Origin of the sequence: Moraxella sp. K1664 (genome assembly GCF_039693965.1) — a bacterium.
Taxonomy (GTDB): domain Bacteria; phylum Pseudomonadota; class Gammaproteobacteria; order Pseudomonadales; family Moraxellaceae; genus Moraxella.
On record NZ_CP155576.1, the window covers coordinates 1054783 to 1081658 of the forward strand.

The 26876-nt window shown below is 45.2% G+C and carries 17 protein-coding genes, 2 tRNA genes and 3 rRNA genes; 12 read left to right on the forward strand and 10 right to left on the reverse strand.

Going from position 1 to position 26876, the window contains the following annotated elements:
- Positions 1-359: 359 nt before the first annotated feature.
- From AAHK14_RS05435 to AAHK14_RS05460, 6 genes are all read left to right on the forward strand, one after another.
- A 16S ribosomal RNA gene (locus tag AAHK14_RS05435) occupies positions 360-1886 on the forward strand.
- A gap of 61 nt (positions 1887-1947) precedes the next feature.
- Positions 1948-2024: transfer RNA gene (locus tag AAHK14_RS05440), tRNA-Ile, on the forward strand.
- A gap of 5 nt (positions 2025-2029) precedes the next feature.
- Positions 2030-2105, forward strand: a tRNA-Ala gene (locus AAHK14_RS05445).
- A gap of 315 nt (positions 2106-2420) precedes the next feature.
- Positions 2421-5578 (forward strand): 23S ribosomal RNA (locus AAHK14_RS05450).
- Positions 5579-5757: 179 nt separating this feature from the next.
- A 5S ribosomal RNA gene (gene rrf / locus AAHK14_RS05455) occupies positions 5758-5871 on the forward strand.
- The 16S, 23S and 5S rRNA genes sit together here with 2 tRNA genes alongside, the layout of an rRNA operon.
- Before the next feature lie 91 nt (positions 5872-5962).
- Positions 5963-6817: an SDR family oxidoreductase gene (locus AAHK14_RS05460; RefSeq protein WP_281133705.1), complete on the forward strand. Its 855-nt coding sequence runs from the start codon at positions 5963-5965 to the stop codon at positions 6815-6817.
- A 431-nt stretch (positions 6818-7248) separates the two neighbouring features.
- On the opposite strand, the gene AAHK14_RS05465 is transcribed toward AAHK14_RS05460, so the two are convergent.
- The 7 genes from AAHK14_RS05465 to AAHK14_RS05495 form a co-directional block, all read right to left on the reverse strand.
- Positions 7249-8709, reverse strand: coding sequence for a lytic murein transglycosylase (locus AAHK14_RS05465; RefSeq protein WP_065255122.1), 1461 nt, complete (start codon positions 8707-8709; stop codon positions 7249-7251).
- 260 nt (positions 8710-8969) lie between these two features.
- The gene (locus AAHK14_RS05470) at positions 8970-9317 is read right to left on the reverse strand and encodes a TonB-dependent receptor (protein WP_065255121.1); all 348 of its coding nucleotides are present in this window, start codon (positions 9315-9317) and stop codon (positions 8970-8972) included.
- Complete coding sequence (locus AAHK14_RS05475; protein WP_065255120.1) at positions 9259-11769, reverse strand: lactoferrin/transferrin family TonB-dependent receptor; 2511 nt, start codon at positions 11767-11769, stop codon at positions 9259-9261. The genes AAHK14_RS05470 and AAHK14_RS05475 overlap by 59 nt, the downstream gene beginning before the upstream one ends.
- Positions 11770-11781: 12 nt before the next feature.
- The gene (locus AAHK14_RS05480; RefSeq protein WP_083108279.1) at positions 11782-12210 is read right to left on the reverse strand and encodes a transferrin-binding protein-like solute binding protein; all 429 of its coding nucleotides are present in this window, start codon (positions 12208-12210) and stop codon (positions 11782-11784) included.
- A gap of 9 nt (positions 12211-12219) precedes the next feature.
- Entirely contained in the window at positions 12220-12732 is a 513-nt protein-coding gene (locus AAHK14_RS05485; RefSeq protein ID WP_062500046.1) for a transferrin-binding protein-like solute binding protein, read from the reverse strand.
- Positions 12733-12747: 15 nt separating this feature from the next.
- A complete protein-coding gene (locus tag AAHK14_RS05490; RefSeq protein ID WP_065255118.1) occupies positions 12748-13863 on the reverse strand; it encodes a transferrin-binding protein-like solute binding protein in 1116 nt (371 codons plus the stop codon).
- An 8-nt stretch (positions 13864-13871) separates the two neighbouring features.
- Positions 13872-14066 carry a hypothetical protein gene (locus AAHK14_RS05495; protein ID WP_156064979.1) on the reverse strand — a complete coding sequence of 65 codons (195 nt, stop codon included), beginning with the start codon at positions 14064-14066 and terminating at the stop codon, positions 13872-13874.
- Positions 14067-14389: 323 nt separating this feature from the next.
- Here AAHK14_RS05495 and AAHK14_RS05500 point away from each other — a divergent pair, with 323 nt between their 5' ends.
- The gene (locus AAHK14_RS05500) at positions 14390-17629 is read left to right on the forward strand and encodes an autotransporter domain-containing protein (RefSeq protein WP_065255117.1); all 3240 of its coding nucleotides are present in this window, start codon (positions 14390-14392) and stop codon (positions 17627-17629) included.
- A gap of 95 nt (positions 17630-17724) precedes the next feature.
- Here AAHK14_RS05500 and AAHK14_RS05505 read toward each other — a convergent pair whose 3' ends face one another.
- Both AAHK14_RS05505 and AAHK14_RS05510 read right to left on the reverse strand, forming a co-directional pair.
- On the reverse strand, positions 17725-18186 hold the full coding sequence (locus tag AAHK14_RS05505) for a YsnF/AvaK domain-containing protein (RefSeq protein WP_065255116.1): 462 nt from the start codon (positions 18184-18186) through the stop codon (positions 17725-17727).
- Between the two features lie 574 nt (positions 18187-18760).
- Positions 18761-19609, reverse strand: coding sequence for a PRC and DUF2382 domain-containing protein (locus tag AAHK14_RS05510; RefSeq protein ID WP_065255115.1), 849 nt, complete (start codon positions 19607-19609; stop codon positions 18761-18763).
- 529 nt (positions 19610-20138) lie between these two features.
- Between AAHK14_RS05510 and AAHK14_RS05515 the strand changes: the two genes are divergently transcribed.
- The 5 genes from AAHK14_RS05515 (at position 20139) to pnp (ending at position 25671) form a co-directional block, all read left to right on the forward strand.
- Positions 20139-20543 carry a ribosome-binding factor A gene (locus tag AAHK14_RS05515; RefSeq protein ID WP_065255114.1) on the forward strand — a complete coding sequence of 135 codons (405 nt, stop codon included), beginning with the start codon at positions 20139-20141 and terminating at the stop codon, positions 20541-20543.
- Entirely contained in the window at positions 20540-21466 is a 927-nt protein-coding gene (gene truB, locus AAHK14_RS05520; protein ID WP_065255113.1) for a tRNA pseudouridine(55) synthase TruB, read from the forward strand. Before AAHK14_RS05515 ends, truB begins: the two co-directional genes overlap by 4 nt.
- A gap of 624 nt (positions 21467-22090) precedes the next feature.
- Positions 22091-22720, forward strand: a complete 630-nt coding sequence (locus AAHK14_RS05525) for an opacity family porin (RefSeq protein WP_065255112.1) — start codon at positions 22091-22093, stop codon at positions 22718-22720.
- Between the two features lie 183 nt (positions 22721-22903).
- On the forward strand, positions 22904-23170 hold the full coding sequence (rpsO, locus tag AAHK14_RS05530) for a 30S ribosomal protein S15 (protein ID WP_065255111.1): 267 nt from the start codon (positions 22904-22906) through the stop codon (positions 23168-23170).
- 410 nt (positions 23171-23580) lie between these two features.
- Positions 23581-25671 carry a polyribonucleotide nucleotidyltransferase gene (gene pnp, locus AAHK14_RS05535; RefSeq protein WP_065255110.1) on the forward strand — a complete coding sequence of 697 codons (2091 nt, stop codon included), beginning with the start codon at positions 23581-23583 and terminating at the stop codon, positions 25669-25671.
- A gap of 217 nt (positions 25672-25888) precedes the next feature.
- Here the strand turns inward: pnp and AAHK14_RS05540 are convergent, their stop codons facing one another.
- Positions 25889-26827, reverse strand: a complete 939-nt coding sequence (locus AAHK14_RS05540; protein WP_346818236.1) for a YadA-like family protein — start codon at positions 26825-26827, stop codon at positions 25889-25891.
- Positions 26828-26876: the final 49 nt, after the last annotated feature.

Here is a 26876-nt window from a genome sequence, read left to right on the forward strand (position 1 = left end):
TAAAAACTTCAAAAATAAAAACTTTCAAAAAAATTAAAAAAAGTGCTTGACATCAAAATCCATTGTGATAAAATAGTCAGCCTTGATTGATGATACAGACGATGTATCACAAACTATTTAAAAACATACTAAGAACAACTTGTGTGGATTTTTGCTAATACAAGATAATACAAAAATTATCATTTATCAAGCAAAAATACTCAAAGTTAATTCATTTACACGATGAGCTGATATTTTTAAAATATCAAATATTGCTAGTAAGTACATAACGTACACGATAAATGAGCCAAAAACAAAAAGCCCTAACTTCTAATTAAAATGTTTATCATCTTAATAAGTTAATAGGCAAAAAACAGATTAAACTGAAGAGTTTGATCATGGCTCAGATTGAACGCTGGCGGCAGGCTTAACACATGCAAGTCGAACGATGAAGTCTAGCTTGCTAGACGGATTAGTGGCGAACGGGTGAGTAATGCTTAGGAATCTGCCTATTAGTGGGGGATAACGTAGGGAAACTTACGCTAATACCGCATACGTCTTACGAGAGAAAGGGGGCTTTTAGCTCTCGCTAATAGATGAGCCTAAGTCGGATTAGCTAGTTGGTGGGGTAAAGGCCTACCAAGGCGACGATCTGTAGCTGGTCTGAGAGGATGATCAGCCACACTGGGACTGAGACACGGCCCAGACTCCTACGGGAGGCAGCAGTGGGGAATATTGGACAATGGGCGAAAGCCTGATCCAGCCATGCCGCGTGTGTGAAGAAGGCCTTTTGGTTGTAAAGCACTTTAAGTGGGGAGGAAAAGCTTGTGGTTAATACCCACAAGCCCTGACGTTACCCACAGAATAAGCACCGGCTAACTCTGTGCCAGCAGCCGCGGTAATACAGAGGGTGCAAGCGTTAATCGGAATTACTGGGCGTAAAGCGAGCGTAGGTGGTCATTTAAGTCAGATGTGAAAGCCCCGGGCTTAACCTGGGAACTGCATCTGATACTGGGTGACTAGAGTAGGTGAGAGGGAAGTAGAATTCCAGGTGTAGCGGTGAAATGCGTAGAGATCTGGAGGAATACCGATGGCGAAGGCAGCTTCCTGGCATCATACTGACACTGAGGTTCGAAAGCGTGGGTAGCAAACAGGATTAGATACCCTGGTAGTCCACGCCGTAAACGATGTCTACCAGTCGTTGGGTCTCTTGAAGACTTAGTGACGCAGTTAACGCAATAAGTAGACCGCCTGGGGAGTACGGCCGCAAGGTTAAAACTCAAATGAATTGACGGGGCCGCACAAGCGGTGGAGCATGTGGTTTAATTCGATGCAACGCGAAGAACCTTACCTGGTCTTGACATAGTAGGAATCTTGCAGAGATGCGAGAGTGCCTTCGGGAATCTACATACAGGTGCTGCATGGCTGTCGTCAGCTCGTGTCGTGAGATGTTGGGTTAAGTCCCGCAACGAGCGCAACCCTTTTCCTTAGTTACCAGCACTTCGGGTGGGAACTCTAAGGATACTGCCAGTGACAAACTGGAGGAAGGCGGGGACGACGTCAAGTCATCATGGCCCTTACGACCAGGGCTACACACGTGCTACAATGGTTGGTACAAAGGGTTGCTACACAGCGATGTGATGCTAATCTCAAAAAGCCAATCGTAGTCCGGATTGGAGTCTGCAACTCGACTCCATGAAGTCGGAATCGCTAGTAATCGCAGATCAGAATGCTGCGGTGAATACGTTCCCGGGCCTTGTACACACCGCCCGTCACACCATGGGAGTTGATCTCACCAGAAGTGGTTAGCCTAACGCAAGAGGGCGATCACCACGGTGGGGTCGATGACTGGGGTGAAGTCGTAACAAGGTAGCCGTAGGGGAACCTGCGGCTGGATCACCTCCTTAACGAGATTATCTGATTGGCAAGAATTCACAACAAGTTGTTCTTAGTAAAGTAAGTTAAATTGGGTCTATAGCTCAGTTGGTTAGAGCACCGCCTTGATAAGGCGGGGGTCATAAGTTCAAGTCTTATTAGACCCACCATTTATGGGGTTATAGCTCAGTTGGTAGAGCGCCTGCCTTGCACGCAGGAGGTCAGGAGTTCGACTCTCCTTAACTCCACCACTTACAATAAATTAGAACTAAGCAATCAAATTAAACACCAGTAAATTAGATTTCTTACTTCTACTTTATGTAGATAACTTACAATTAACTGATGAAGTTAATTACATTATTTAACAACGTAACTATGAGTCTGGGTTAATTATTTAATTCCAACAAATAATTAACCATTCCGATCATACTCCACATCAAGCATATAAAGTTAAAACTTTTAGTATTGATGATGATCGGATAAAGTAAAGAGAACTGAATCAAGCGTAAACATAGGTGAATCGTTACACATTACCCTTATGACACCAAGACTACTTGGGGTTGTATGGTCAAGTAATGAAGTGCACATGGTGGATGCCTTGGCAGTCAGAGGCGATGAAAGACGTGATAGCCTGCGATAAGCGTCGGTGAGGTGGCAATATCCTGTGACCCGGCGATTTCTGAATGGGGAAACCCAGCCAACATAAGTTGGCTATTACACAGTTTACTGTGTAAGGCAAACCGGGAGAAGTGAAACATCTCAGTATCCCGAGGAAAAGACATCAATTGAGATTCCCCAAGTAGCGGCGAGCGAACGGGGAGGAGCCGATCGAATTTACAGTAGCAAAATGGCGTGGGAAAGCCAACCATAGTAGGTGATAGTCCTGTATGCGAAACTGTTTATGAGACATATTAAGTAGGGCGAGACACGTGAAATCTTGTCTGAAGATGGGGGGACCATCCTCCAAGGCTAAATACTCCTGACTGACCGATAGTGAACCAGTACCGTGAGGGAAAGGCGAAAAGAACCCCTGTTAGGGGAGTGAAATAGAACCTGAAACCGTGTGCATACAAGCAGTCGGAGCCCGACCACTTAATCGTTTTGAGGATAACAATGAATTTTTACTACGTCTATGTCATACAAAACGTGGATAATCATGATGAGTTTTATGTTGGTTTTACCACCAATTTAAAACAAAGAATTGATGACCATAACAATGGCACAACTTACTCAACCAGAGCAAGAACATGGCGTATTGTTTATTGTGAAGCCTACATTAACGAACAAGTAGCAAGAAAGCGAGAACGAACCATAAAAAATAATGGTCGTATGAGAACTTTCTTGATGAATCGTGTCAAATCACAATTTGACAATCAGAACGATTAAGTGGTCGGGTGACGGCGTACCTTTTGTATAATGGGTCAGCGACTTATATTCTGTAGCAAGGTTAACCGTTTAGGGGAGCCGTAGGGAAACCGAGTCTTAATAGGGCGAATTAGTTGCAGGGTATAGACCCGAAACCGAGTGATCTATCCATGAGCAGGTTGAAAGTGCCGTAACAGGCACCGGAGGACCGAACCCACTGTCGTTGAAAAGCCAGGGGATGACTTGTGGATAGGGGTGAAAGGCTAATCAAACTCGGTGATAGCTGGTTCTCCCCGAAAGCTATTTAGGTAGCGCCTCGGACGAATACCATTGGGGGTAGAGCACTGTTTCGGCTAGGGGGTCATCCCGACTTACCAAACCGATGCAAACTCCGAATACCGATGAGTAATATCCGGGAGACAGACGGCGGGTGCTAACGTCCGTCGTCAAGAGGGAAACAACCCAGACCGCCAGCTAAGGCCCCAAATTCCTAGTTAAGTGGGAAACGATGTGGGAAGGCACAGACAGCTAGGAGGTTGGCTTAGAAGCAGCCACCCTTTAAAGAAAGCGTAATAGCTCACTAGTCGAGTCGGCCTGCGCGGAAGATGTAACGGGGCTCAAACTAGGAGCCGAAGCTGCGGATTTAATTGTTTCAATTAAGTGGTAGGGGAGCGTTGTGTAAGCCTGTGAAGGTGTATCGTAAGGTATGCTGGAGGTATCACAAGAGCGAATGCTGACGTGAGTAACGACAAAACGGGTGAAAAGCCCGTTCGCCGGAAGACCAAGGGTTCCAGTCCAACGTTAATCGGGGCTGGGTGAGTCGACCCCTAAGGCGAGGCCGAAAGGCGTAGTCGATGGGAAATCGGTTAATATTCCGATACTTGTTTATGATGCGATGGAGGGACGGAGAAGGTTATGTCAGCCTGGCGTTGGTTGTCCAGGTGGAAGGATGTAGTTAGGTTTGGTAGGCAAATCCGCCAGACTATTAATGAGATCTGATAGCAAGCCAGTTTACTGGCGAAGTGGCAAATACCCTGCTTCCAGGAAAAGCTTCTAAGCGATAGTCATAAAGAAATCGTACCCGAAACCGACACAGGTGGTCAGGTAGAGAATACCAAGGCGCTTGAGAGAACTCTGCTGAAGGAACTAGGCAAAATGGTACCGTAACTTCGGGAGAAGGTACGCTGCCGATGGTGATGGAACTTGCTTCCTGAGCTGTTGGCAGTCGCAGATACCAGGCTGCTGCAACTGTTTATTAAAAACACAGCACTCTGCAAACACGAAAGTGGACGTATAGGGTGTGATGCCTGCCCGGTGCTGGAAGGTTAATTGATGGGGTTAGCGTAAGCGAAGCTCTTGATCGAAGCCCCAGTAAACGGCGGCCGTAACTATAACGGTCCTAAGGTAGCGAAATTCCTTGTCGGGTAAGTTCCGACCTGCACGAATGGCATAATGATGGCAGCGCTGTCTCCAGCAGAGACTCAGTGAAATCGAAATCGCAGTGAAGATGCTGTGTACCCGCGGCTAGACGGAAAGACCCCGTGAACCTTTACTACAGCTTTACATTGAACTTTGACCTAACTTGTGTAGGATAGGTGGGAGGCTTTGAAGTGGCGACGCCAGTTGCCATGGAGCCAACCTTGAAATACCACCCTGGTTATGTTGGGGTTCTAACTTAGATATAACAGTATCAAGGACAATGTATGGTGGGTAGTTTGACTGGGGCGGTCTCCTCCTAAAGAGTAACGGAGGAGTACGAAGGTGCGCTCAGAACGGTCGGAAATCGTTCAAAGAGTATAAAGGCAAAAGCGCGCTTAACTGCGAGACCCACAAGTCGAGCAGGTACGAAAGTAGGTCTTAGTGATCCGGTGGTTCTGTATGGAAGGGCCATCGCTCAACGGATAAAAGGTACTCTGGGGATAACAGGCTGATACCGCCCAAGAGTTCATATCGACGGCGGTGTTTGGCACCTCGATGTCGGCTCATCTCATCCTGGGGCTGAAGCAGGTCCCAAGGGTATGGCTGTTCGCCATTTAAAGAGGTACGCGAGCTGGGTTTAGAACGTCGTGAGACAGTTCGGTCCCTATCTACCGTGGGCGTTGGAAATTTGAGAGGATCTGCTCCTAGTACGAGAGGACCAGAGTGGACGAACCTCTGGTGTTCCGGTTGTTTCGCCAGAAGCATCGCCGGGTAGCTACGTTCGGATGGGATAACCGCTGAAAGCATCTAAGCGGGAAGCCCACCTCAAGATAAGATTTCCCTAAAGAGCCGTTGTAGACTACGACGTTGATAGGTTGGGTGTGGAAGCACAGCGATGTGTGTAGCTAACCAATACTAATTGCTCGTTTGGCTTGACCATACAACACCCAAGTGGTTTAAAACTACTTCATGTGCTGTATAAGTAAGTTTAAAGATTTTACCTAACAAGCTTGAATCAATCTTGAATAACTTAACTTAAAAAGTTAAAACTTTAAAAAATTAAAATTTAAAGTAAAAACAAAACAACAGACTCATAAACAGCGTTGTTAATCCTTTTACGCTGACGACAATAGCAAGATGGAACCACCTGATCCCTTCCCGAACTCAGAAGTGAAACGTCTTAGCGCCGATGGTAGTGTGGTTCGCCCATGTGAGAGTAGGTCATCGTCAGCACCTTATTTAAAGCCCCCCTACATTGGAAGATGTGGGGGGTTTTGGTTGAGTTGGGGTGGGTTCATAAATGATGATAGATGGATGGGTTTTTATGGAGTTGATGGTTATGGGTGGGCAAAAAAATAAGTATCTGATTATTGGGCAGGGTTTTGTTGGCAAGGCAGTTGCCCAGATGTTATCTCAGGCAGGGCATGATGTCACAGGGTTGGCACGCACCGCCAAGAGCTATGATGAGCCTGTACATTTTTGGCAAAGAGATGCTAGGACACTCGCCCAAGATGAGCTTGCTCCATTTAGTCATGTCGCCATTATTATCACGCCAAACCATGAGATGACCAATAGGGTACAAGCCTATCGTGAGAGTTATTTGGCGGTGTGTGAGCATATCGCAAGCCTTGATTTGCCAAATCTGCACCGCGTACTATTTGTCTCATCCACATCTGTATATGGCGAGAGCGGGGGCGAGTGGGTGGATATTGATACGATAGCATGTCCTGCCACAGATACAGCCAAGATACTGTTAAAATCTGAGCAGGTATTGCAAAAAGCCTTTGGTGAGCGATGCGTGATAGTTAGACCATCTGGTATTTATCATGGTGGCAGTACACGGATGAAAAGAATGGCTCAAACTGCCCACATAGATGGCGTGCCGCTCTCCCATTACACCAATCGCATTCATCGTGATGATTTGATACAAGTGATTTCTCAGGTATTAACTTTGCCTGCTTCTAAGTCTGTGTATTTGGTAAGTGATTGTGAGCCTGTCACCAGTCTTGAAGTGATAAGATTTTTGTGCCGAAACTACGGTTATCTCCCGCCAAAGGTCATTCATGCCACACCCACAGGTAAACGCATTCGGGGCAATGTGGATGATTGGCTTGTTTTTAAAAATTATCAGATGGGTTATGGGGTTGATTATTTATTTCACTCCCATTTAACATGGTAACTTATTGATTGCTGGGTGATTTTTTCTGAACCATGGGGGCGAATTAATTTACCTTTGATAAATCAATCACTTATATAAGGTTGAAAGTAGGTTTATGTACTAGGGCGTGCCGACCCTTTATAACACAATTTACATTTTAGAGTGTTTATAGGACATATCTGCCATTGATGATATTTTCACAAAATATGATGAAAATTTAACGCTTTTATCAATTTTTGCATGAAAAATGGCTATCCGATTACTTAATTTAAAAATTAAGAAAAATTTTAAAAATTTACCCAGTATAAGTGATCGGATTATTTTTCCTTGAAAAACGGGCGACTCCCCTGCTTTTTTAGACGAGCGTTTTTTATGGCAAATATCAAAGACAGGCACGCCCTACTTTGAATAAAAAAGGGGATGATATCATCCCCTTTGTGGTTTATTGTTCATCAATGAGTGTTGGCGGGCACTAAGCTCGTCGTCCCATCAGGATTTTGTATGCGGCGATAAACGATGCCACCATAAGAAATATGATCAGAGTGGCTTTGACTAACCGACCCCCGAGAGATGCTAAATGATGAGCTTGGGCTTTGGGATGGGTTTTGGTTATCTTGGCGAATGTGTATCACGCCCGTCTGATTGCCATAATTCACACTTTGTATGGGGCTGGACACGGGCTGATAGGTTGGGCTGACATTGCCAGCATTGCCCATGATGAGACGGTAGAATTTTTGTCCTGCACGTCCGTCAGCAGGCACGCCCATTTTACGTTGATATTCTCTGATGGCAATGCGAGTGTTGTCACCGATGATGCCATCAACATTACCGATATTGTAGCCGTTATTAATGAGTGCCTGCTGAATTTCTTTGGCTTCACGACGGCTGATGCCAGGGTCATCGGTTGGCCAAGGGGTGGCAAAATTAACATTGGTATCGTTATTTTCGATCAAAGTGGATAGATGGGCGATGGCAAGGGCATAGCTTTCGGATGCATTATAAGAATAGAACGTGTCAAAGTTCTTACCTACCAAGAAAGCCGGCCCTTGCCGCCCAGCAGGTAGCAGTAGCCCTGCTGATGTCATGTTGTTCGGTAGGGGGCGACCGTCAGGTAGGGTAATACCCATGTTTTGCCAGTGACTGATGGATTTTTTGTTGGTGCGACCACTTGACCCCGAGTAGCCGTTTAGCTTGACTTCATAACCCCAAGGCTCGCCACTGCGATATCCCCGTTTGGCAAGGAAGTTGGCGGTACTTGCCAAAGCATCCGCCTTAGAATTAACAAGGTCTTTACGTCCGTCATTGTCAAAGTCCACCGCCAATTCTAAAAAGGTGCTGGGCATGAACTGAGTCTGGCCAAATGCTCCTGCCCATGAGCCTGTCATGTCCTGTGGTCGGATGTCGCCGTTTTGGACGATGCGTAAGGCACTGGCGTATTCGCCACGGAAATATGATTGGCGACGGTCAAAGCAAGACAGCGTGGCAAGACTGGTAAATAATTCCTTTTTACCAAGGGTCTGTCCAAAATTACTCTCAACACCCCACACGCCAAGCACATGTGCGGGCTTGACCCCGTAGCGGTTTTCAATGCGTCTTAGTACGTCTGCCATCTCGTGTTTGGCATGCAGACCATCCGCCACACGTTCACTATCAACCAATGATGCGTGGTAATCCCACGGGTCTTTTTTAAATTCAGGCTGATAGTTGAGTGAGCGAATCACCGTTGGGTCAGGACTGCTGGGTCTGTAACGGTCAAAGGTGTTGGATAAACCACGAAAATTAGTGCTATTTCTTAGGGTGTTTAGGCATTGGTCAAAATGACTTTGGGATAGATTGGGCAGGTCGTTAGCATGAGCGGTGCCGATGGCAGTCAAGGCAATGATACTAAGTGCTAGGGGCTTAAAATAAGTCATGGGAGCATCCGATAGAATTTGGGTTTAAAAACTATTTAAAAAACCAATTAAAAATAAAAATAATACGATATTAGTATATCATAGCCGATTTTGCCATGATAAAAAAGTGCTTTTTGGTAACTGGGACGTATTCATGTCTTTGATGGTATATTTTATGTTGAAAACATCGCTATTTTTACGACTGTTATTGCAAATACCAATGTTCAGTATGCCCTAAAATGTTTTTAAAAAGGGTTGAATTTGATTTAACCCTTTTGTTGCTAGAATGTTAGCTCCACTCCTAATGTGTAATTCCGTCCTGCGGCTGCATATCTGCTCGGACTTAGGTTTTGATGACCGAGTAAATCAGCCCCTTTGCTTGATGACTGTCTGGCACTCTCCCATGTGGTGTAACGATAGTCAAGTGCGTTGTTGATACCCGCTCGCACGCTGATGTTTTTGTTGATGTGATAATATCCTGCCAAATCCAGTGTTATCCATGATTTTGTGGTCAGGTTGGTGGTGGCTTTACCATAACCATTGCCAAAACTTTGGCGATGAAAGGCAAGCTCATCGGGATTTTTGGCTTTTGAATAAATCCATGTGGCACTTACCCCCCCATTTGTCATTGGGGTTATCGTAGGACAGTCCATAGACAAACCGACCAGGTTGCACTGCTTCTAGGGGGTAGGATTCTACCGTATGCCAGTCGCCGTCATTCAGATACAAACGGTCGGCACGGATTTGATTGTACGAGCCAAATGCCACCAGCCCTTCTGGGATTTTGTCGTACACGGCATTTAAATCCACCCGACCACGCAAGTTAAATCCCTTTAAATCAGCATTTTGGGCGTTGTGATAGCCTGTTTGTTGGTTTTTTGGTAGATTGCAGTTGGCGTTTGGGGTGCACAATGTGCCTTTGGCGATAAGGTCTTGATAGCGACTTTTAAAGATACTGCCTTCTAAATCCCACACGCCATTATTAAAACGTATGCCCGCTTCGTGACTTAGTGATGTTTCGGGTTTTAGGTTTTGGATGAAGTGAAATTCGCCCCCACGTTCATTGCCGTCATTGCCGTCAAAGCCATATAATTCTTGAAAGCTGGGCACACGAAAGCCTGTGGACGATTTGGCAAGTAAGGTAATATTATCATTGATGTCATAGGTTGCCCCTACACCCCACGAGTGATTACGATAGGTGTTGTTTCGTACCGCCTTATCATCAGAGCGTACGTTACTATGGTCAAAACGCACCGAACCGCTCAACGCCAATTTGTCAAAATGAGCCACATAAGATGCACCGATAAAGGTGTTGGTCATGTCAATGGGCAGGCGAGTGCAGTTGGCTTTGTCAAAACACACGTCATCACGAAAAATCTTCACGCCCAAATCTTGATAAACGTCCACGCCATCTTCACGTCCAACGTGAGATGCCAAATGGCGTGCGTGTGTGTTGATATTGGTGCGATGGTAGGTGGCTTGGGTTTTGCTTATGCCTGTTGTTAGTTGAGAGCGGTGGTTGGCACCAAACGCTGACCATGCTTTATCAAGATTAACCATGCCATGCCATGCCCGCTCGCCATAATAAGCCGATTCGTTGATAGAAAACGACCCTGCTTTATCAGTACCAACTTCACAATTTTCATCCACGGTGGGATAGATGCTACACCCTTTTTTGGTGGAAGCGGTGTCTTGGTTGATTTTTTGATGAGTGATGCTGGTGCTGATTTTATCAAAAAACGGGGCGTTGGTATATTCATGCGACACGCCAAGCCGTTGTTTTTTATGAAATTCATCCAGCAATCTGATGCGTGTGTAACGCAAAGATGGCAATACTGTTTCACCTTTTTTGTGAATGCCTGTCAGCTCACTGGCGGATGTGTTCTCTTTTAGGTGTACGCCAGAACGCCCATAAGTGGATAAAAATGCCATGTTGGTATCACAACGACTTTTTTTATCCAATGGCAGATAGCTACAATAAGTCATATCACGACTGTCATAGCGTTGGCGAGTGTCTTCTAGGATGAGCCCAAAATGATGATGGTCGTTAGGCGTGTAGCTAAAATTACCCAAATACGAATCCGACTCATAATCCATAGGGTTGGGAAGCAGTCGCTCATAACCTGCATAGTCTTTTGCCAAGATGGTTTCGGTAATGTGTTGGCTGTTTTGGTATTGTGTGGTTTCGTCAGCGGACAAATCAGCAGGCGAGCGGTTGCCGAGCGTGAGTTTGTCAGATGTGGGCGAGAGCCGATACATGATACAGTCATCGCCCACACAGTCAGAAAAGCGGTAAGGATTGTAGAGTGTGTTTGGTGAACGCAGGTCGTATTTTTCTTCAAAAGAGCCAAGTCGGGTAAAGGTATGCGTGCCACGTCCTGCATCTTTGTGAGCGTGTACGCCTTCGCCTTTTCGTTTGGTGTATTGTAAAAGCCCGCTAAACGTGCCATCATCAAATGCCCCTGCCACCGTCTGAGCCAGTCGCTTGTCTTTGCTGGTGTAAGTGGTGTGGCTTTTGATGACGTGGTCTTGACCTGTTGGTATGATGTGGCTGGCTTTTTTGGTGGTAAATTCTACCGAGCCACCCAATGCCCCACTACCGACAAACGACCCATTACTGCCCTTAGCGATGTACACTGCATAGACGTTGGCAATCTCCACTTCATTCATAGAGCCTGTATTGCCCGAGTTGGTGGTTTCGTCCACATAGGATTGGGATTGAGCCACACCATCCACCGTTACGGCAACACGGTTTTTGTCCACACCATAAATAGCATAACCGCTACTGCCACCACGCCCTTGTTCTACCACGGATACGCCTGAGTCGTATTTGACCATGTCTCTGATGCCCATGACCTGCTCTTTTTTTAGGTCGTCGGCAGTCTTGGTAATACGAGATAAGCCACTGACATCCTTTTTAAAACGAGTAGGTTTCTTGGTAATGGTAATGACTTCATGTCCAAGGTCGACCGTGGGGGTGCTGGTTTGGGCAAAGCTAGTATGCCCAAGACAAATCAATGGCAGGGCATAACAAGCACGACAAATGCTCTGAGTTAATGGTTTGTGTTTAAAATCTTTCATAATGTCGCCCCTTTACTTTTTACTCGCCCCAAATACCATGCCCAATCGCACGTTTGGTTTGTCAAAATGTTCTGCTTTACCGTCATTGTTGTTGTGCCAAATCACACCGCCAATCTCTTTGCCGTTGTCGCCATAAAATCCGCCTTTGACGATGGCGTCATTGATGTGGATGGTTTCTTTTGCCCCCGTGCTAAAACGGTTAAAGGTAAAGCCTGCACTTTCGGTTTTTGCCGTGCCGTCAAACCCTGTGCCTGTGATGTTGGCATGAACGTCCAGCACGGGCTGTGTGCCTGTCAAAAGCCGTCCCGTTAAAGTCTTTTTGCCAAAATCTGCGGTAAAGTTGGCGGTATTATTATTGGCATCGTCTGAAAAGTAATGTTTGACAAATGGGCTGTCATCATAGGCGGCGTCCGTGTCTTTTCTTGGGCGAGTGCTGTCAATAAAGCCTGTTCAACGCCCCGCATAAGTCGCCTGACCTGCGGTAGGGATGGATGTTGAGCGAGTGCCTTGTACAAAATAGCGTGGCGTTGTCATTTCATCCACTTGAAACTGCCCAAATTTAACATGGCTAAAATCATCACAGCAGACATTAATGTAGCGACTGGATGTTTTGCCGTCAGGGGTTTGAGCGAGAACGAGTGTGCGAGTTGTGCCGTTTTGGGTGATTTTGATGGCTTTGGCGTTGGCAAGTACGTCATCGGTGGTTTTGGCGTTTAGATTGTACGCCTTGCCATTAACACGCAATACGCTGGGGTCGCCAAACCCTATGCCATTTTTTGGCATAACAAGACTGGATACTTGCCCACGCACAGTAGCTAGATACTCATGGCGAGCATTGGTGTAGGCTTCTTCTAGGGCGAGTAGCTCGTCATCATCCAACTCAAATTCGCTGTATTTTGTCAGTGTTTCATCAAAGTCTGTCGCTCCGTGACTAAATGCCTGCCAAAATACCCCCGATTGCACTTTGGCTTTGGCTAGCTAGCCATCGTCAAGGGCGGTTATCAAATCTTCGGGCAGATTTAGAGCGAGCGATTCGTTGTTGGCTAGGTCACTGTTTTTGATGATTTGGTCGTGCGTAGGGTCAAATTGGATGTTGTCGAATAGTGTGACGTGGTCTTTGGTGGCAGTGGTCTTTTTTGCCCCAAATACGCCCATCAGGTCGTTATTGTTGGTGATGAATTTACCGACAAGCTCGGCACCGTGTTCGCCATAAAACCCACCTTCCACCACGCCATCTGTGCCAAATAACGCCTTGTCAATACGAGTATCATTATGTGTGTAGCTAATGCCATAATGATTGATGGTGCGTGGGGTGTTTTGCACTTGGCTTTTTGCTGTGCCTGTAAAACGGTTTTGGCTGATGTTGGCATTGATGTGATATAGAGGTGTGTAAGGCTGACGCATTTTGCCAATTTTTTGTTTTTTGACATCTTCTATGTCATCATCACGAATGTCAATTTTATGAGGTTTGCCATAGGGGTTTTCGTAGGCTAGTGTGCCCGTGAGTTTTTTGTCAGCAAAATCAACAGTAAAGTCGGCAATCATGTTATCGTAGCGGTTGGCACCATTAAGGGGTGACAAATCGGTGCGGGATGCATGTGTGGCACTGGCAAACTTGGCGTTACCTGTGGTATCGTTAAAATCAATCAAATCATGAAAATACTGACTGTTGTCCGCTTCGTGAATGTCTACATTGATGTTTTTGTCTTCTTCTGCTTTTTTGGCACGAGCATCGCTCATGTATGTCCAGTGCCCTTTATAATGAATTTGATTGGCGATGGGCAGACTGTTGGTGGGCTTATCGCCATGATAAAAGGTATAAACTTGGGGGATGGGTTTGCCATTGGGGGCAAGGTGGGTGCGGTGTATCAAATGCCCAAAGCGAACGTGCTGATAATCGCCATAGTTGGTCTGTGAAAGGGAAAATGTCTTTTTAGGGTTGATGACACTCAAATCTCCAAGACCTGTCAAACTTACGGCATCATTGTTGCTAAATAAACTGTGGTCTAGGTCAGGTTTATTACCCAGACTTTGTAACTCATGGATGTGTAGGGCTTTAATCTCATCATCATCGCTACGCACCGCTCCTTTCATTAGGTATCCTAAGGCAGGCTTGTGCAGGGTGTCAGTGGCTTCGTGGTGGATTGGGGTAGTAGGCGGGTGGGGACAGGTTTGGTTGGGCTGACTAAGGGTGTGGAAACGGAGGTCGTGCCAAAATCACCCCCTGTACAGCCTGACAATATGCCGATGAGTGCCAATGAGATGGCTTGGTATAAAGATGAGTGTCGAATGGTCATGCGTTGCTCCTATGAAAATTTTTACAATAAAACCACAAAGATTATACATTATATTGAATAATTATCAATAGTGTTTATATTCTCATTAGTTCTATTATTCAATTTATGAAATAAAATAGGAATAGAAGTGTGTGGAGACTTGATGTGATTGACCGATTGATGGTCTCTTGTTCTTCACAACCAATTACTCATAAAAACGTCGGAAATTTGAACGATTTTGGGTGAACTTTTGTGGTATAAATGTCATTGCCATGCCAAGGATAAGGATTTTTACTTTATTTTCGCCTTATCACTGGTTTGACTTTTTATTCATGGAGTTTGATATGAACCATATTTATCGTGTTATTTTCAATACCGCACTTGGTGTGTGGCAGTGTGTCTCTGAGATTGCTCGTGCCAAAGGCAAATCTAAATCATCAAAAACAGCAACAGCCCTGCTACTAGGGGCAAGCATGACGGTCGGTGGCATCGCATGGGCAGATGTTGCCATTGATAGCCACCAAAATATCACAGGCGGTGTCTCGTACGACGAGACGGTAAATATCGCATCGCAAGTCGATGGTAAAGCAACTGTTAATATCACGGGCAAGGATGCCATGTTGAGCATGGATGCTGGGGGCTTACATGAAAATTGGATTGGGGTGGGCGAACATGGACATGGTGTTCTAAATGTTGATGGTGGTCGTGTCAACTCATCTGACAGCGTGATTCTCGGTGTAAAACAAAAAACAGACAGCAATGCCTTTGTTGGCACAAAATACAGCCTAGGCGAAGTGAATCTAAAAAATGGCGGTCGGATTGATGTGACCAACAGCTTAATTGTCGCTGATGGTGGCAATGCCAACCTAAACATGCAAACGGGTGCTACCATCTATGCAGGGTCGGTTTCGATGGCTCATCTGGCAGACACAACCGCCAAAGTGGACATCATTGGCACAAAATTGGCAAGTGGCGACACCAAAACAGGCATCTACACCACTGGTAACTTGGTTTCAGGCGATGAAGGCAGGGCGGACATCACGGTTAGAGAAGATGGCACGATTGCTGCTGACATTATTTTGATTAACAAAGACAGCACCATCAATGCCATCCAAGGTGGTAATCTAAACGTGGGTAATATCGTCCGCTCAGGCAATGGCTCGGGGGCGACGCTATCTTTTAATGAAGGCGACATCAAGGCACATCGCCATGAAAGTGATTTCTTCGGGGGATTTACATCAGCAGACACCATTCGTGTAACCAACGGTTTGGAGTTTAATACGCAAAACTTTGATGTTACCATCAACCCCAATGCGGTTATCACGGGCAATTTTGGACGAGTCGATCTTGATAATTTAAAACAAAACAATCGCTCTTTGGGTGGGCTTGAAAAGACAGGTAAGGGTAAACTAACCATTGCCGAAAATACCATTAAAAATGTCGGTGGCGATTTTGCCATCGGTGGTGGTACACTACAAATCAATGGCAATCACACCATGAAAGCAGGCGACTTGCTGGTGGTGGGCATCAACGACCGTAACGACTACGGCAAATTTCATGTCTCTGGCAATGCCAGCATCAGCGAAGGTAAGCTAAATGTGATAGCCGCAGATGTTGTCAAAGCACTCATCACCAGCACCAATCCTACTGCCGAGTACACCGATGTCGTCAAGGCAGGCAAGCTCATCGGGCAGTTCAAGGACTACGCTGTGCTTGACCGTCAAGGCAATGCCATCACAACCACACTCGCTCCTGTGTATGAAAACAACAGCGTCCATCTAAAAATGGGCAAGACTGATGACTCAGACCAATATCCTGTCAATGGCGAAAACGGCACAGTCATTGACACCAAAGGGCAAGTCATTAACCTAACTGGCAGTGCCATCAAGCAGGGCGTGGATTATGTTACCATCACAAATGGCGGTACAGTAAATGTCAAAGCAGGCGACAAGCATTGGCGTGAAAGCCGTGTGGAGAGTGGCACATTGCGAGTGGATGGCGACTATAAACTGGTAGGAGATAAACTGAGCATATCACTAAATAGCCTAAGCGACTATGGTAAATTACATGTCAATGGCAAAGTGGATGTTCGTGATGCTGACCTTGATGTGGCAGCCAGCGATGTGGTGCGTGCCTTAATCACAAGCAAAGACCCATCAGCATCATGGAGAGATGTCATCAAAGGGACAAGTCGTGTTGGTGAGCTATCTGCGGTGAATTTGCTTGATAAAAATCACAATAAAATGACAACGCACAACCTAGTGGCGGATTACTCTGACACTACGGCAGTACACCTAAAAGTAGAAGGGGCAAGCACGCCCAGCACGCCCCCGACCAATCCTGTTGTCCCACCTGTTGCTCCGCCTGTAAACCCAACCCCGCCTACCAATCCGCCCATTCTAGTCCCGCCTGTAACAAGCGTAGGGACATTTGCCGAAGCGACCAAACATACAAATCAGACATCATCGCTTGCCATCGCATCGGCATTGGATAAAGTCTTGGCAAGTGGTAATGGCTTGGGTACAGCCTTGGGCATGCATATCCAAGACCTACATATCCAAGATGACAGTCAAGCCCTAACCGAGCTTGTCCAGAGCCTACAACCTGCTATTAACGCCCAAGCTACCCATGTGGTCAGCGAACAACAAAATATCGCCACACAAGCAGTGATAGACCGTGTCTTTGGAGCGAGACTGGACATGACCCAAGGCTCGGATAACGACCATCGTCCGTTTAGACGTGGCGATGACGTGGGCAGTCAAGTGTGGGTACAAGGCTTGGGCATCAAGCACAAGATGGATGCCAAAAATTCATTTGCAGGCTATGATGGCAACTCGTATGGTCTGATTGTGGGTGCAGACAGTTTGGTGGGTGATGGTCTAAGACTGGGGGCGGCGTTATCCTACTCAGACAGTGATGTTGATTCTGTAGGCACTGTTAATCATCAGAACCTAAAATCGGACAACATCCAAGCCTTTATCTATGGCGACTACGCTGCAACGGATGAGACGCATTATAATGGCTTTGTTAGCTATGGGCGTAGCGATGTCAAAACCGAGCGACGACTGTCATTGGCGGGGATTTCTGACATTGCCAAAGGGGAGTATGATGCCAATATTTTGCAGGCAGGTGTTGGTATTGATCATCGTATTGGCTCGCATGACAAACACGTCTCGCCCTATGCCCAGCTTCGCTACACTCGCATCAAAAATGACGGATACATCGAACAAGGCGGACTGGCTCAGCTCAATTTTGCCGTGGATAAGCAAACTTATGACAGCCTAAAAGCGACGTTGGGGGTGCATTTTGCCCAACCGCTGTCTGATCGTCTGGGTGTGGTTGGACATTTGGCAGGGCATGTTGAAAATGCCGATGACTTGGCGGTTAATACCAGCTTTGCGACCATACCAAGCGTGTCCTTTACCGAGACAGGCAGCCAGAAAAAGAAATTCTCTGTTGGCACGGGCATAGGATTGCGTTATCAGATGGGCATGAATACAGAAATTACAGGCCAGTATGCAGGCGAGTTCCGTAGCGGTGCCAAAGACCATGGTGCGGTTGTGATGGTCAAGTGGAAATATTGATTTGACTGCTAAGTTAGGCATAAAAATTAAAACATAAAAATCGGACACATTTGTCCGATTTTTATTGCAAATCAATCATCAAATGGCGACATCCCCTAAGATGACTTGTCCAAAAACTCATCGCCCGTTACCACAAGCTCTTCGTGTCGTACGGTGTCGCTGACGGTTTTGCTGATGTTTTGGCTGTATTTGTGCAGGTTTATCTCTTCGGCGACATGGGTCTCTTTGCTGAGTCTTACCACTTCTTTGCTGATTAAAATCTCCACAGGCTCGCTCATGGGCGTGCCATTGATGAGTACGGTGGCAGGCATGGCATCATCTGCCATGACTGTGTCCGCCATTGCCATTAAGTTGTCATTGACAATCCGAATGCTCAGATACTCTTCGGTCAGCTCCACAGGGACATTGACCGTCTTGGTGCGGACGACTTTTTCAAGGATAACCTTGCCCGCTTGCACTTTTTGGGTATCAACAACCAACCGCTCAGCGAGTAATTCTAAGGTCTGTGGATTGCTAAATGTGGTGATGTCATCACGCTCATGGTGGGGGTTTGACATATATTGTCCTTAATTTTACAAATTTTAAATGGCAATTTTAAATGAATTTGGGTCAGGCGGTTGAGTGAACAAATTACAAGCATTCAACTTCAAAACACGCCCATTGACGGTACGCAACCCTAAAAAATGTGGGATTGGCATGAATTTACTAGGGCGTGTTGAACATTGATAACATTTTTATAAAATAAGATGAAAATTTAACACTTTTATCAATTTTTGCATGAAAAATGGCTATCCGACCACTTAATTTAAAAAATTAAGTTAAAAATCTTAAAATTTACACGATTAAGTGGTCGGATTGTTTTTCATCGTCAAAAACTTGCTTGATAGAATAACTATCAATCTCAAGTTTTTTCCTTGAAAAACGTGCGACTTTTCTCATTTTTCATTGCAAATACCAAAGTTCAACACGCCCTAATTTGGTAGAAATAATTTGCTAAAAATTAATTTAAAAAATTCATTAAAAAAATAAATCCAGCAAAATAAATCTAACCAATCATCTTAACATACCAACCGCCACCGCCAAAACCCAAAAAAGCCAGAGCATTGCCCTGACTTTTTGGTGGTGGTCGGATTATAGACCACGAGCACGGCGAACTTCATCGGCGGTAATGCCTTCATAGCTAACCACGTTGCCTTCACGGTCAACCACGTTACCTAGGTCGTCCACGTTTAGCTCTTCACGCTGAATGGTTTCCAAAATGGTCTCGGTGCGAGTGCCAGTGGTTTTGCCTAGCGTTACTTCTTCGGTAACAAAGGTGTCTTTGCTCACGTTGGCACGCTCTGCTTCTAGTTCAACACTCACCGTGGCAGCCCCAGCATCATCACCGATACGGCGGTCAGTTGGGCGGTTTACGGCAGTACGCTCGATGTGGGCGTGCTCTTCTTGTAGTTCAACTTCAACACGTTGCTCTTCGCTCACCACACGTTTGCCGATACTTGCCACGCCAGAGACGATACGGTCTTTGTTCACAGACAGACGCTCTTCGAGTAGTTCTAGGGTGTTGGGTGCGGTGTAGTGGTTTTCGGTCAGCTCAACACGGCTCTCGGCAGGTAGTGTTTCGGCAGCGAAAAACTCACGGTCTTTGGCATATTGCTCTTGGTAGTTATAGACATAATCACGGTCATAGGCTTCCATTGCTTCCGCTTGGTCTTTGGTTAGGCTGTCAAAGTACACGTCATCGCCAACAATGCGAGATAGACCTGCTGGGATAAGCACTTCTTTTGAGCTGAACCAACCGCCTACATCAACGATAAGATAACGCACACGTCCTGTTTCTACTTCTACAAGGGCATCTTCTACTTTACCGATTTTCTCTTCGCCAATGCCATAAGCGGTTTTCCCTGCTGGGTTGTAGTAGTCTGTACCCAATACTTCACGCTCGGTGGCTTCAATGTCTTGTAAACGAACTAAACGGCTCATATATTTCTCCTAAATCATGTTAATAAATGCCTTATGGCAACTTACAAGTGCTTAATGTGCTTGACTTGATGAGTGTATTGTAGGAGGATTTTGAGACGAAAAATAGGATAAGTTGGTAAAAAATAGGGGTTTTTCACGGGTGTTTGGTTCGTCAAATGTAAGACTTGGTAACTTCATGTAAACTGTGAAAAATTGTGTTGGATTGTGTTATGGCTGGGTAATTTTTCATCAAATGGTCATCAAATTTTCATGAAAAAATGGCAGGTTATTTTAAATTTATCTTTATAATTTTATTAAATTAACTTAATAAAATAAGCATGATTGGATAAAAATTATCATAACCCATTGATTTTTATAAAAATAAAATAATTAATGGTATAAATAAAAATGCCAATGATGAGTGCATTGACATTAAAAATCGCCAAAATCCCAAAAATCGGCTATACTAACCGCCATATTAATTTGCCTAACATCACAGATTAGGAAACCCAAATATACCAACACCAAGTAAATACAAGAGAGAAAAACCATGAGCCAACGTTTACAACGCCTAGCCGACCAGATTCAGCGTACCTTATCGGTGCTTATCCGTGATGAGATTAACGACCCACGTCTGACGGGGTTTGTTACCATCTCTGAGGTTAAGGTTAGCCCTGATTTGGGTTATGCTGATGTTTATGTAACCATTTTAGAGCCATCCCAAGATGGGGGTATGAATATTGATGCTCATCGTGAGAGCTTGACTGTCTTAAAAAATGCCGCAGGTTTTTTGCGTACTGAGCTGTCGGCGACCATGAAGACTCGCACCACGCCACGCTTGCGTTTTCATTATGATGAGGTTACCGCTCATGGTAATCGTATGATGAATTTGGTCAATGAAGCCATGCAAAAAACGGACAAAAGTAACGTTGATGAGGTGGATAACAACCAATGACAAAGCAGATTGTCTCTGGGGTGCTACTCTTAGATAAGCCAAGCGGTATTAGTTCGTATGCTGCCTTAACCCAAGCCAAACGCCTATTCATGTCGCCCAAATTTGACAGTAAAAAAGCAGGGCATACTGGCACGCTTGACCCTATGGCAACAGGGATTTTACCGATTTGTTTTGGAGATGCCACCAAATTTAGTAGTTTTGGGCTAGATGCTGACAAAGGCTATACTGCCATCATTAAGCTGGGTGAGAAGACCGATACGGGCGATAAAGAGGGGCAAATCATCGCTCAAAAAGACGTGCCAGTTTTTGAACAAAGTGAACTTGATAAACTGGCAGTTAGCCTAATGGGTGAACAAATGCAAACGCCACCGATGTATTCTGCCCTAAAAAAAGACGGTAAGAAGCTCTATGAATACGCCCGAGATGGCATTGAGATAGAGCGACAGCCACGCCCCATTGTCATTCATCATTTGGCTTTAAATAAATTAAGCAATGATGAAATCACCCTTGATGTCATCTGCTCCAAAGGCACTTATGTGCGAGTGCTGGGCGAGACGGTAGCCGAGCGTCTTGGCACGGTGGGGCATTTGACCGCTTTGCACCGCACCAGTACGGGCGGATTTGACGTGGCAGATGCGATAAGCCTTGATGATTTGGCGGATTTATCTTTGGATGAACGCTTGGGCAGACTTTTGCCCACAGATGTGATGCTTGGTCATTTGCCCATGTTGAGACTGACAATGGACGAGACGGCACGCATTAAAATGGGGCAACGATTAAACGTCAAAGACCGCCTTGATGATGTGAACTTTGGTGATGATGCCATACAAATTCGGCTCTATCATGATGATGATTTTGTCGGATTGGGGCAAGTGGCGATGAGTGGACGATTGCAGCCCATCAAAGTGGTGCATTGCTATTGACAAAATTCCTTGTTTAAAATTCCTTGTTTTTGTGTGTAGATGAGATTGAGATATTGATGCAGCGTGTTTTCATCTCGTCTTGATTTTTATACATTTCATCTAAAAATAACAAATAATACTTGCAAAAAACGCAGGGGAGGAGGTAATATATGGGTAATTTATTGTCTTACATTCCACAGTTAAGTTAAGACTAAATTGCGAGTACGCAGTAACTTAACTGGTAAGACGTTTTTAAACACACACTTAAGCTAATTTGTGTCTATGACAATCCTAACAGTAGGATTAACTTAAAATAAGAACCTAAGATGTACGGTGTGTCGTACGGGCGGTTGCCACTATCTTAGGCTTGCGGTCTGGCTTGACCGTCTTGCAGAAGGAATCTCCGCACTTAGGGCGGAGAGGAAGTCAAGTAGTTTTGTAGAGTTTTTCTCCAATTCTCAACTTATCTCAACTTAAAATGGCGATTTACCGATGATTCGGTAGTTGCCTTTTAGGTTGTGGCGTGGATGATGATTTGCCCCTGATGAGTTAATTACCTGTATTAATTACTTGCATCAATTTGAGAGTGGGGCAGAGTTTGGTGGTTTTATTTTGTATTTTATTTGGTATTTTTAAGGAACGCTTATGAAAAAGCTACTTTTGGCAGTCCTATTGACAAGTACTTCAACACTGGCAATGGCTCAAATCTCCACCGATGGTCTGTATGTACAAGGCAATGTTGGCGTATCAAAATTAAATGCCAAGGCGGATGGTGAGAAGTTTTTTAAACGCAACGCAACTCAATATACCATCGCCGTCGGTAAAGACATGGGTACAGCACGTTTACAAGCAGATTATACCAACTTTGGCAATTTTAAAGAAAATGGTTCAAAAGGCAAGCGAGACGAGGTTGGGTATAAAGAATGGAAAAATTCCTTGAAAATCCATTCGTTGGGCGTGTCTGCCATTCATGACATTAAGACCACAACAGAGCTTATGCCCTATGTGGGCGTGCGTGTTGGTGTCAATCAGCTAAAATTTGACGGCCAAGATCTTTATAATAAGATTACACCAGACGGTAGGCTACAACTAGTAAAAGATATCGAATCAAAGAAAAGCAACAAAGTCGGCGTGGGTGCAATTGCAGGTGTGCAATACGCCTTTAACCCACAGCTGGCATTAGATGCAGGTGTGGAATATCACTACTTAGGTAAGATTGTGGATGCCAAAGTCAATCAATACGGTGCTAAGGTCGGTCTACGTTATAACTTCTGATTTTTTAAGACCAATAAAATCCCCTGTTCTCCACGCAGGGGATTTTATTTTTAATGCCATTTTAGGATTTTTATGTTATAATGGTGGTCATATTGCCTTATCTGTAAGGATGGGGCTTAGGCAAACCTTAGCAATGCAATGTTTGCCTGTATGTATCCGCATTGCGTATTTTAAGGATTAGTTATGCTAACCAACCAACAACGTGAAGAGATTATCGCCAAATTCAAACGTGGCGAAAACGACACTGGTAGCCCAGAAGTGCAAGTGGCTCTATTGACCGCTCGTATCAACGACCTACAAGACCACTTTAAAGCCCACAAAGCTGACCATCACAGCCGTCGTGGTCTTATCCGCATGGTAAACCAACGCCGTAAGCTACTAGACTACCTAAAAGGCAAAGACGCCGGTCGCTACACCGCTCTTATCGGTGAGCTTGGACTACGCCGTTAATTTCAAATTAGGCTGTCTAATTTTGTCAAAAACGGTGTGCGTTTGCGTGCCGTTTTTGTTGTTTTAAACGTGTAAAATACCCACAATTTATCTTAAAAGTAGATTATTGATTGGTGGTAGGGGCGAATTGCAATTCGCCCGTACAATTTTGGATAATTCCAAATTTATCAATAAATTACAATAAATTGGGGTAGTTAAAATCATTTTGATAAGGTTGAGATTTAGAACTCTAAGAGATGTTTTTTTGACACATTTGTAGGGGCAAATTGCAATTTGCCCTATGATAAAATATTGATTTTGGGTAAATAAATTTTCCCGTACAATTTTACAATTTTTTAAATACCAAAAAATATCTCTTAGGGCTTTAAATCATCTTATCAATGAAAAACCCAATCATTTAAGGAAAACCTATGTTTAATATCATTCGTCAAGAATTTCAATATGGCAATCAGCAAGTTGTCCTAGAAACAGGGCGTGTCGCTCGCCAAGCCAACAGCGTGCTTGTGCATATGGGCGATGTGTCGGTGCTGGTGGCAGTTGTGGTACGCCCAGAAGCCGTGGCAGGGCAAAACTTTTTCCCATTGACCGTAAACTACCAAGAAAAAATGTACGCTTCGGGCAAAATCCCGGGGGGTTATGGCAAACGTGAGGGACGAGCATCAGAATTTGAAACCTTGACTTCTCGTTTGATTGACCGCCCAATCCGTCCCTTGTTCCCAGAAGGGTATTACAACGAAATCCAAGTAACGGCAACCGTCATCTCATCAGGCAAAACCCAAGATGCCGACATTGCTGCGATGATTGGTGCGTCTGCGGCATTGGCAATCTCTCCTGCTCCATTTAGCGGTCCAATCGGGGCGGCTCGAGTGGGCTTTATTGGCAACGAATATATCCTAAACCCAAGCCTTGCCCAGATGAAAGACAGCTCGCTTGACCTAGTTGTGGCAGGCACCAAATCTGCCGTGCTTATGGTTGAGTCAGAAGCGGACGAACTCTCCGAAGACCAAATGCTCGGTGCGGTGCTATACGGACACGCCCAACAGCAGATTGTCATTGACAACATCAACGCCTTTGCCCAAGCGGTAGGTAATGCCAAAGCCGAGTTTGTCGCCCCTGCTATCAATGAAGAGCTAAACGCCCAACTAAAAGAGCAGTTCACTGCCAAAGTCAGCGAAGCCTACACCATTACCGTCAAGCAAGACCGCTATGCTCGCTTAGATGAGCTTGCCACAGAAGCGTTGGCACTGGCTGGCGATGAGAGTGCAGAAGACTATGCCGATAAAGTCGCTCAAATCAAAGAGTTGTTTGAAACCCTAAAATACCGCACCGTGCGTGATAATATCCTATCAGGCAAACCCCGTATTGATGGGCGAGACCTAGAAACTGTGCGTGCGTTGGACATTCAAGTGGGCGTGTTGCCTTATACGCATGGTTCTGCCTTGTTTACCCGTGGCGAAACCCAAGCCCTTGTAACGACAACGCTAGGCACAAGCCGTGATGTGAACCTTGTGGATACATTGTCAGGCACCAAGCAAGACCACTTTATGCTACATTATAATTTCCCACATTATTCGGTGGGCGAGACAGGTCGTGAGGGTGGCCCAAAACGCCGTGAAATCGGGCATGGTCGTCTGGCTCGCCGTGGCGTACAAGCGGTACTGCCTAAGGCGGAGCGTTTCCCTTATACCATTCGTGTGGTGTCGGACATTACCGAATCTAACGGTTCGTCATCTATGGCGAGCGTGTGCGGTGCGTCATTGTCGCTTATGGACGCAGGCGTGCCACTAAAAGCCCCTGTGGCAGGTATCGCCATGGGTCTGGTCAAAGAAGGCGAGCGTTTTGCCGTATTGTCCGATATTTTGGGTGATGAAGACCACTTGGGCGATATGGACTTTAAAGTGGCAGGTTCGGTCAATGGTATCACCGCCCTACAAATGGACATTAAGATTGAGGGTATTACTGCCGACATCATGGAGCAAGCCCTAAAACAAGCTCACGCAGGGCGTATCCATATCCTAAATGCCATGAACGAAGTCATCGCCACGTCTCGCACCGAGATTAACGCTCACGCTCCAAACTATGCCACCATTGAGATTAACCCTGAAAAAATCCGTGATGTGATTGGTAAGGGTGGGGCGACCATTCGTGCCTTGACCGAAGAGACAGGGGCGACTGTGGATATTGATGACAACGGTACAATCCGTATCTTTGGCGAGTCAAAAGCGTCTACCCGTGCCGCCATTGCCAAGATTGAAGCGATTACCGCCGAAGTGGAAGTGGGTGCGGTCTATACAGGTACAGTGGCTCGCATTGTGGAGTTTGGGGCTTTTGTTACCATTTTACCAGGTACGGACGGCTTGGTGCATATCAGCCAAATCTCTGATGAGCGTGTTGAGAATGTAACCGACTACCTAGCCGAGGGTCAAACCGTCAAAGTTCAAGTGCAAGACATTGACAATCGTGGACGCATTAAGCTAACCATGAAAGGCATTGAGCAGTAATTTATACGTAATGGTTTGTATCACCATTGCACTTGTATTAAACTGTTATTAAACTGTCGTTGATGACCGCTCCGCTCTTAGTGGGGCGGTTTTTCATGATAGAGCATATAAATCAAGCATCATAAAAAAGCAGTCCATGTAGGACTGCTTTTTGGGTGTCTCTCATCAATTACTAAAATCACTAATAAGAGACAATGGATGGGCGATGATTTGACAATCAGAACTCATAGTTTACACCGATGTTATAAGAGCTTTTTTTGCTACCACTCACGTTAATGGCAGTACCACCTTTAAATGCCAACTGCGGATTAACACGGTAGCCTGTACCAATGGCAATGGCAGATTTTGAACCATAACCACCGATGGCTGCTGAGACGCTGACTTTACCGACACTATAAGGCTGGAAAAGACTGTTTAGGGCAGCTTGGGCAGCCATGCCATTTTTAAATTTATCATCCAAGGCATTAATACGACCATCAAAACCATTCACCTTGGCATCTAAGGCACTGATGCGACCATCAAAGGTATTAACTTTGCTATCCAAGGCATTAATACGACCATCAAAACCATCCACCTTGGTGTTTAAGTCTCTGATGGATGTTGTGTTTTTGGTGATGTTTTTTGCATTTCTGGTAAGGGCATCTTCTGTTGCTGCAAACTTAGCATCGGCTGCGGCTTTGTTTTTATCAACGCTTGTTTTTAACTCTGCTAATTTTTGCTCATCTGCCTTACCACCCAATTTTGCTTCAAAGTCTTTTTTGTTAGCATCGATTTGCTTGGTGTGCTCATCAAGTGTGGTTTTGTTTTTGGCAATGTCTGTTTTAATATCTTTAAACTTAGCATCGGCTGCGGCTTTGTTATCTGCAATGTCTGCTTTGTTTTTATCAACGCTTGTTTTTAAATCTTCTAATTGTTGCACATCTACCTTGCCACCCAATTTTGCTTCAATGGCTTGTTTGTTAGCATCGATTTGCTTGGTGTGCTCATCAAGTGTGGTTTTGTTTTTGGCAATGCTTGTTTGGTTTTTTTTGATATTTTCTGTATGAACCCCTATTGCTCCTTGAACAATCCGTTGAAGGGTTGCTAAACTTTCTAGTTTTTTATTTATATCATTTATGCTAGGTGTATTGTTTTGTGCAGATGCCACAGTCGTCATGCCCAACGCCCCAATGGTCAACAAACTGGCCAAAACCGTCTTATGAAAG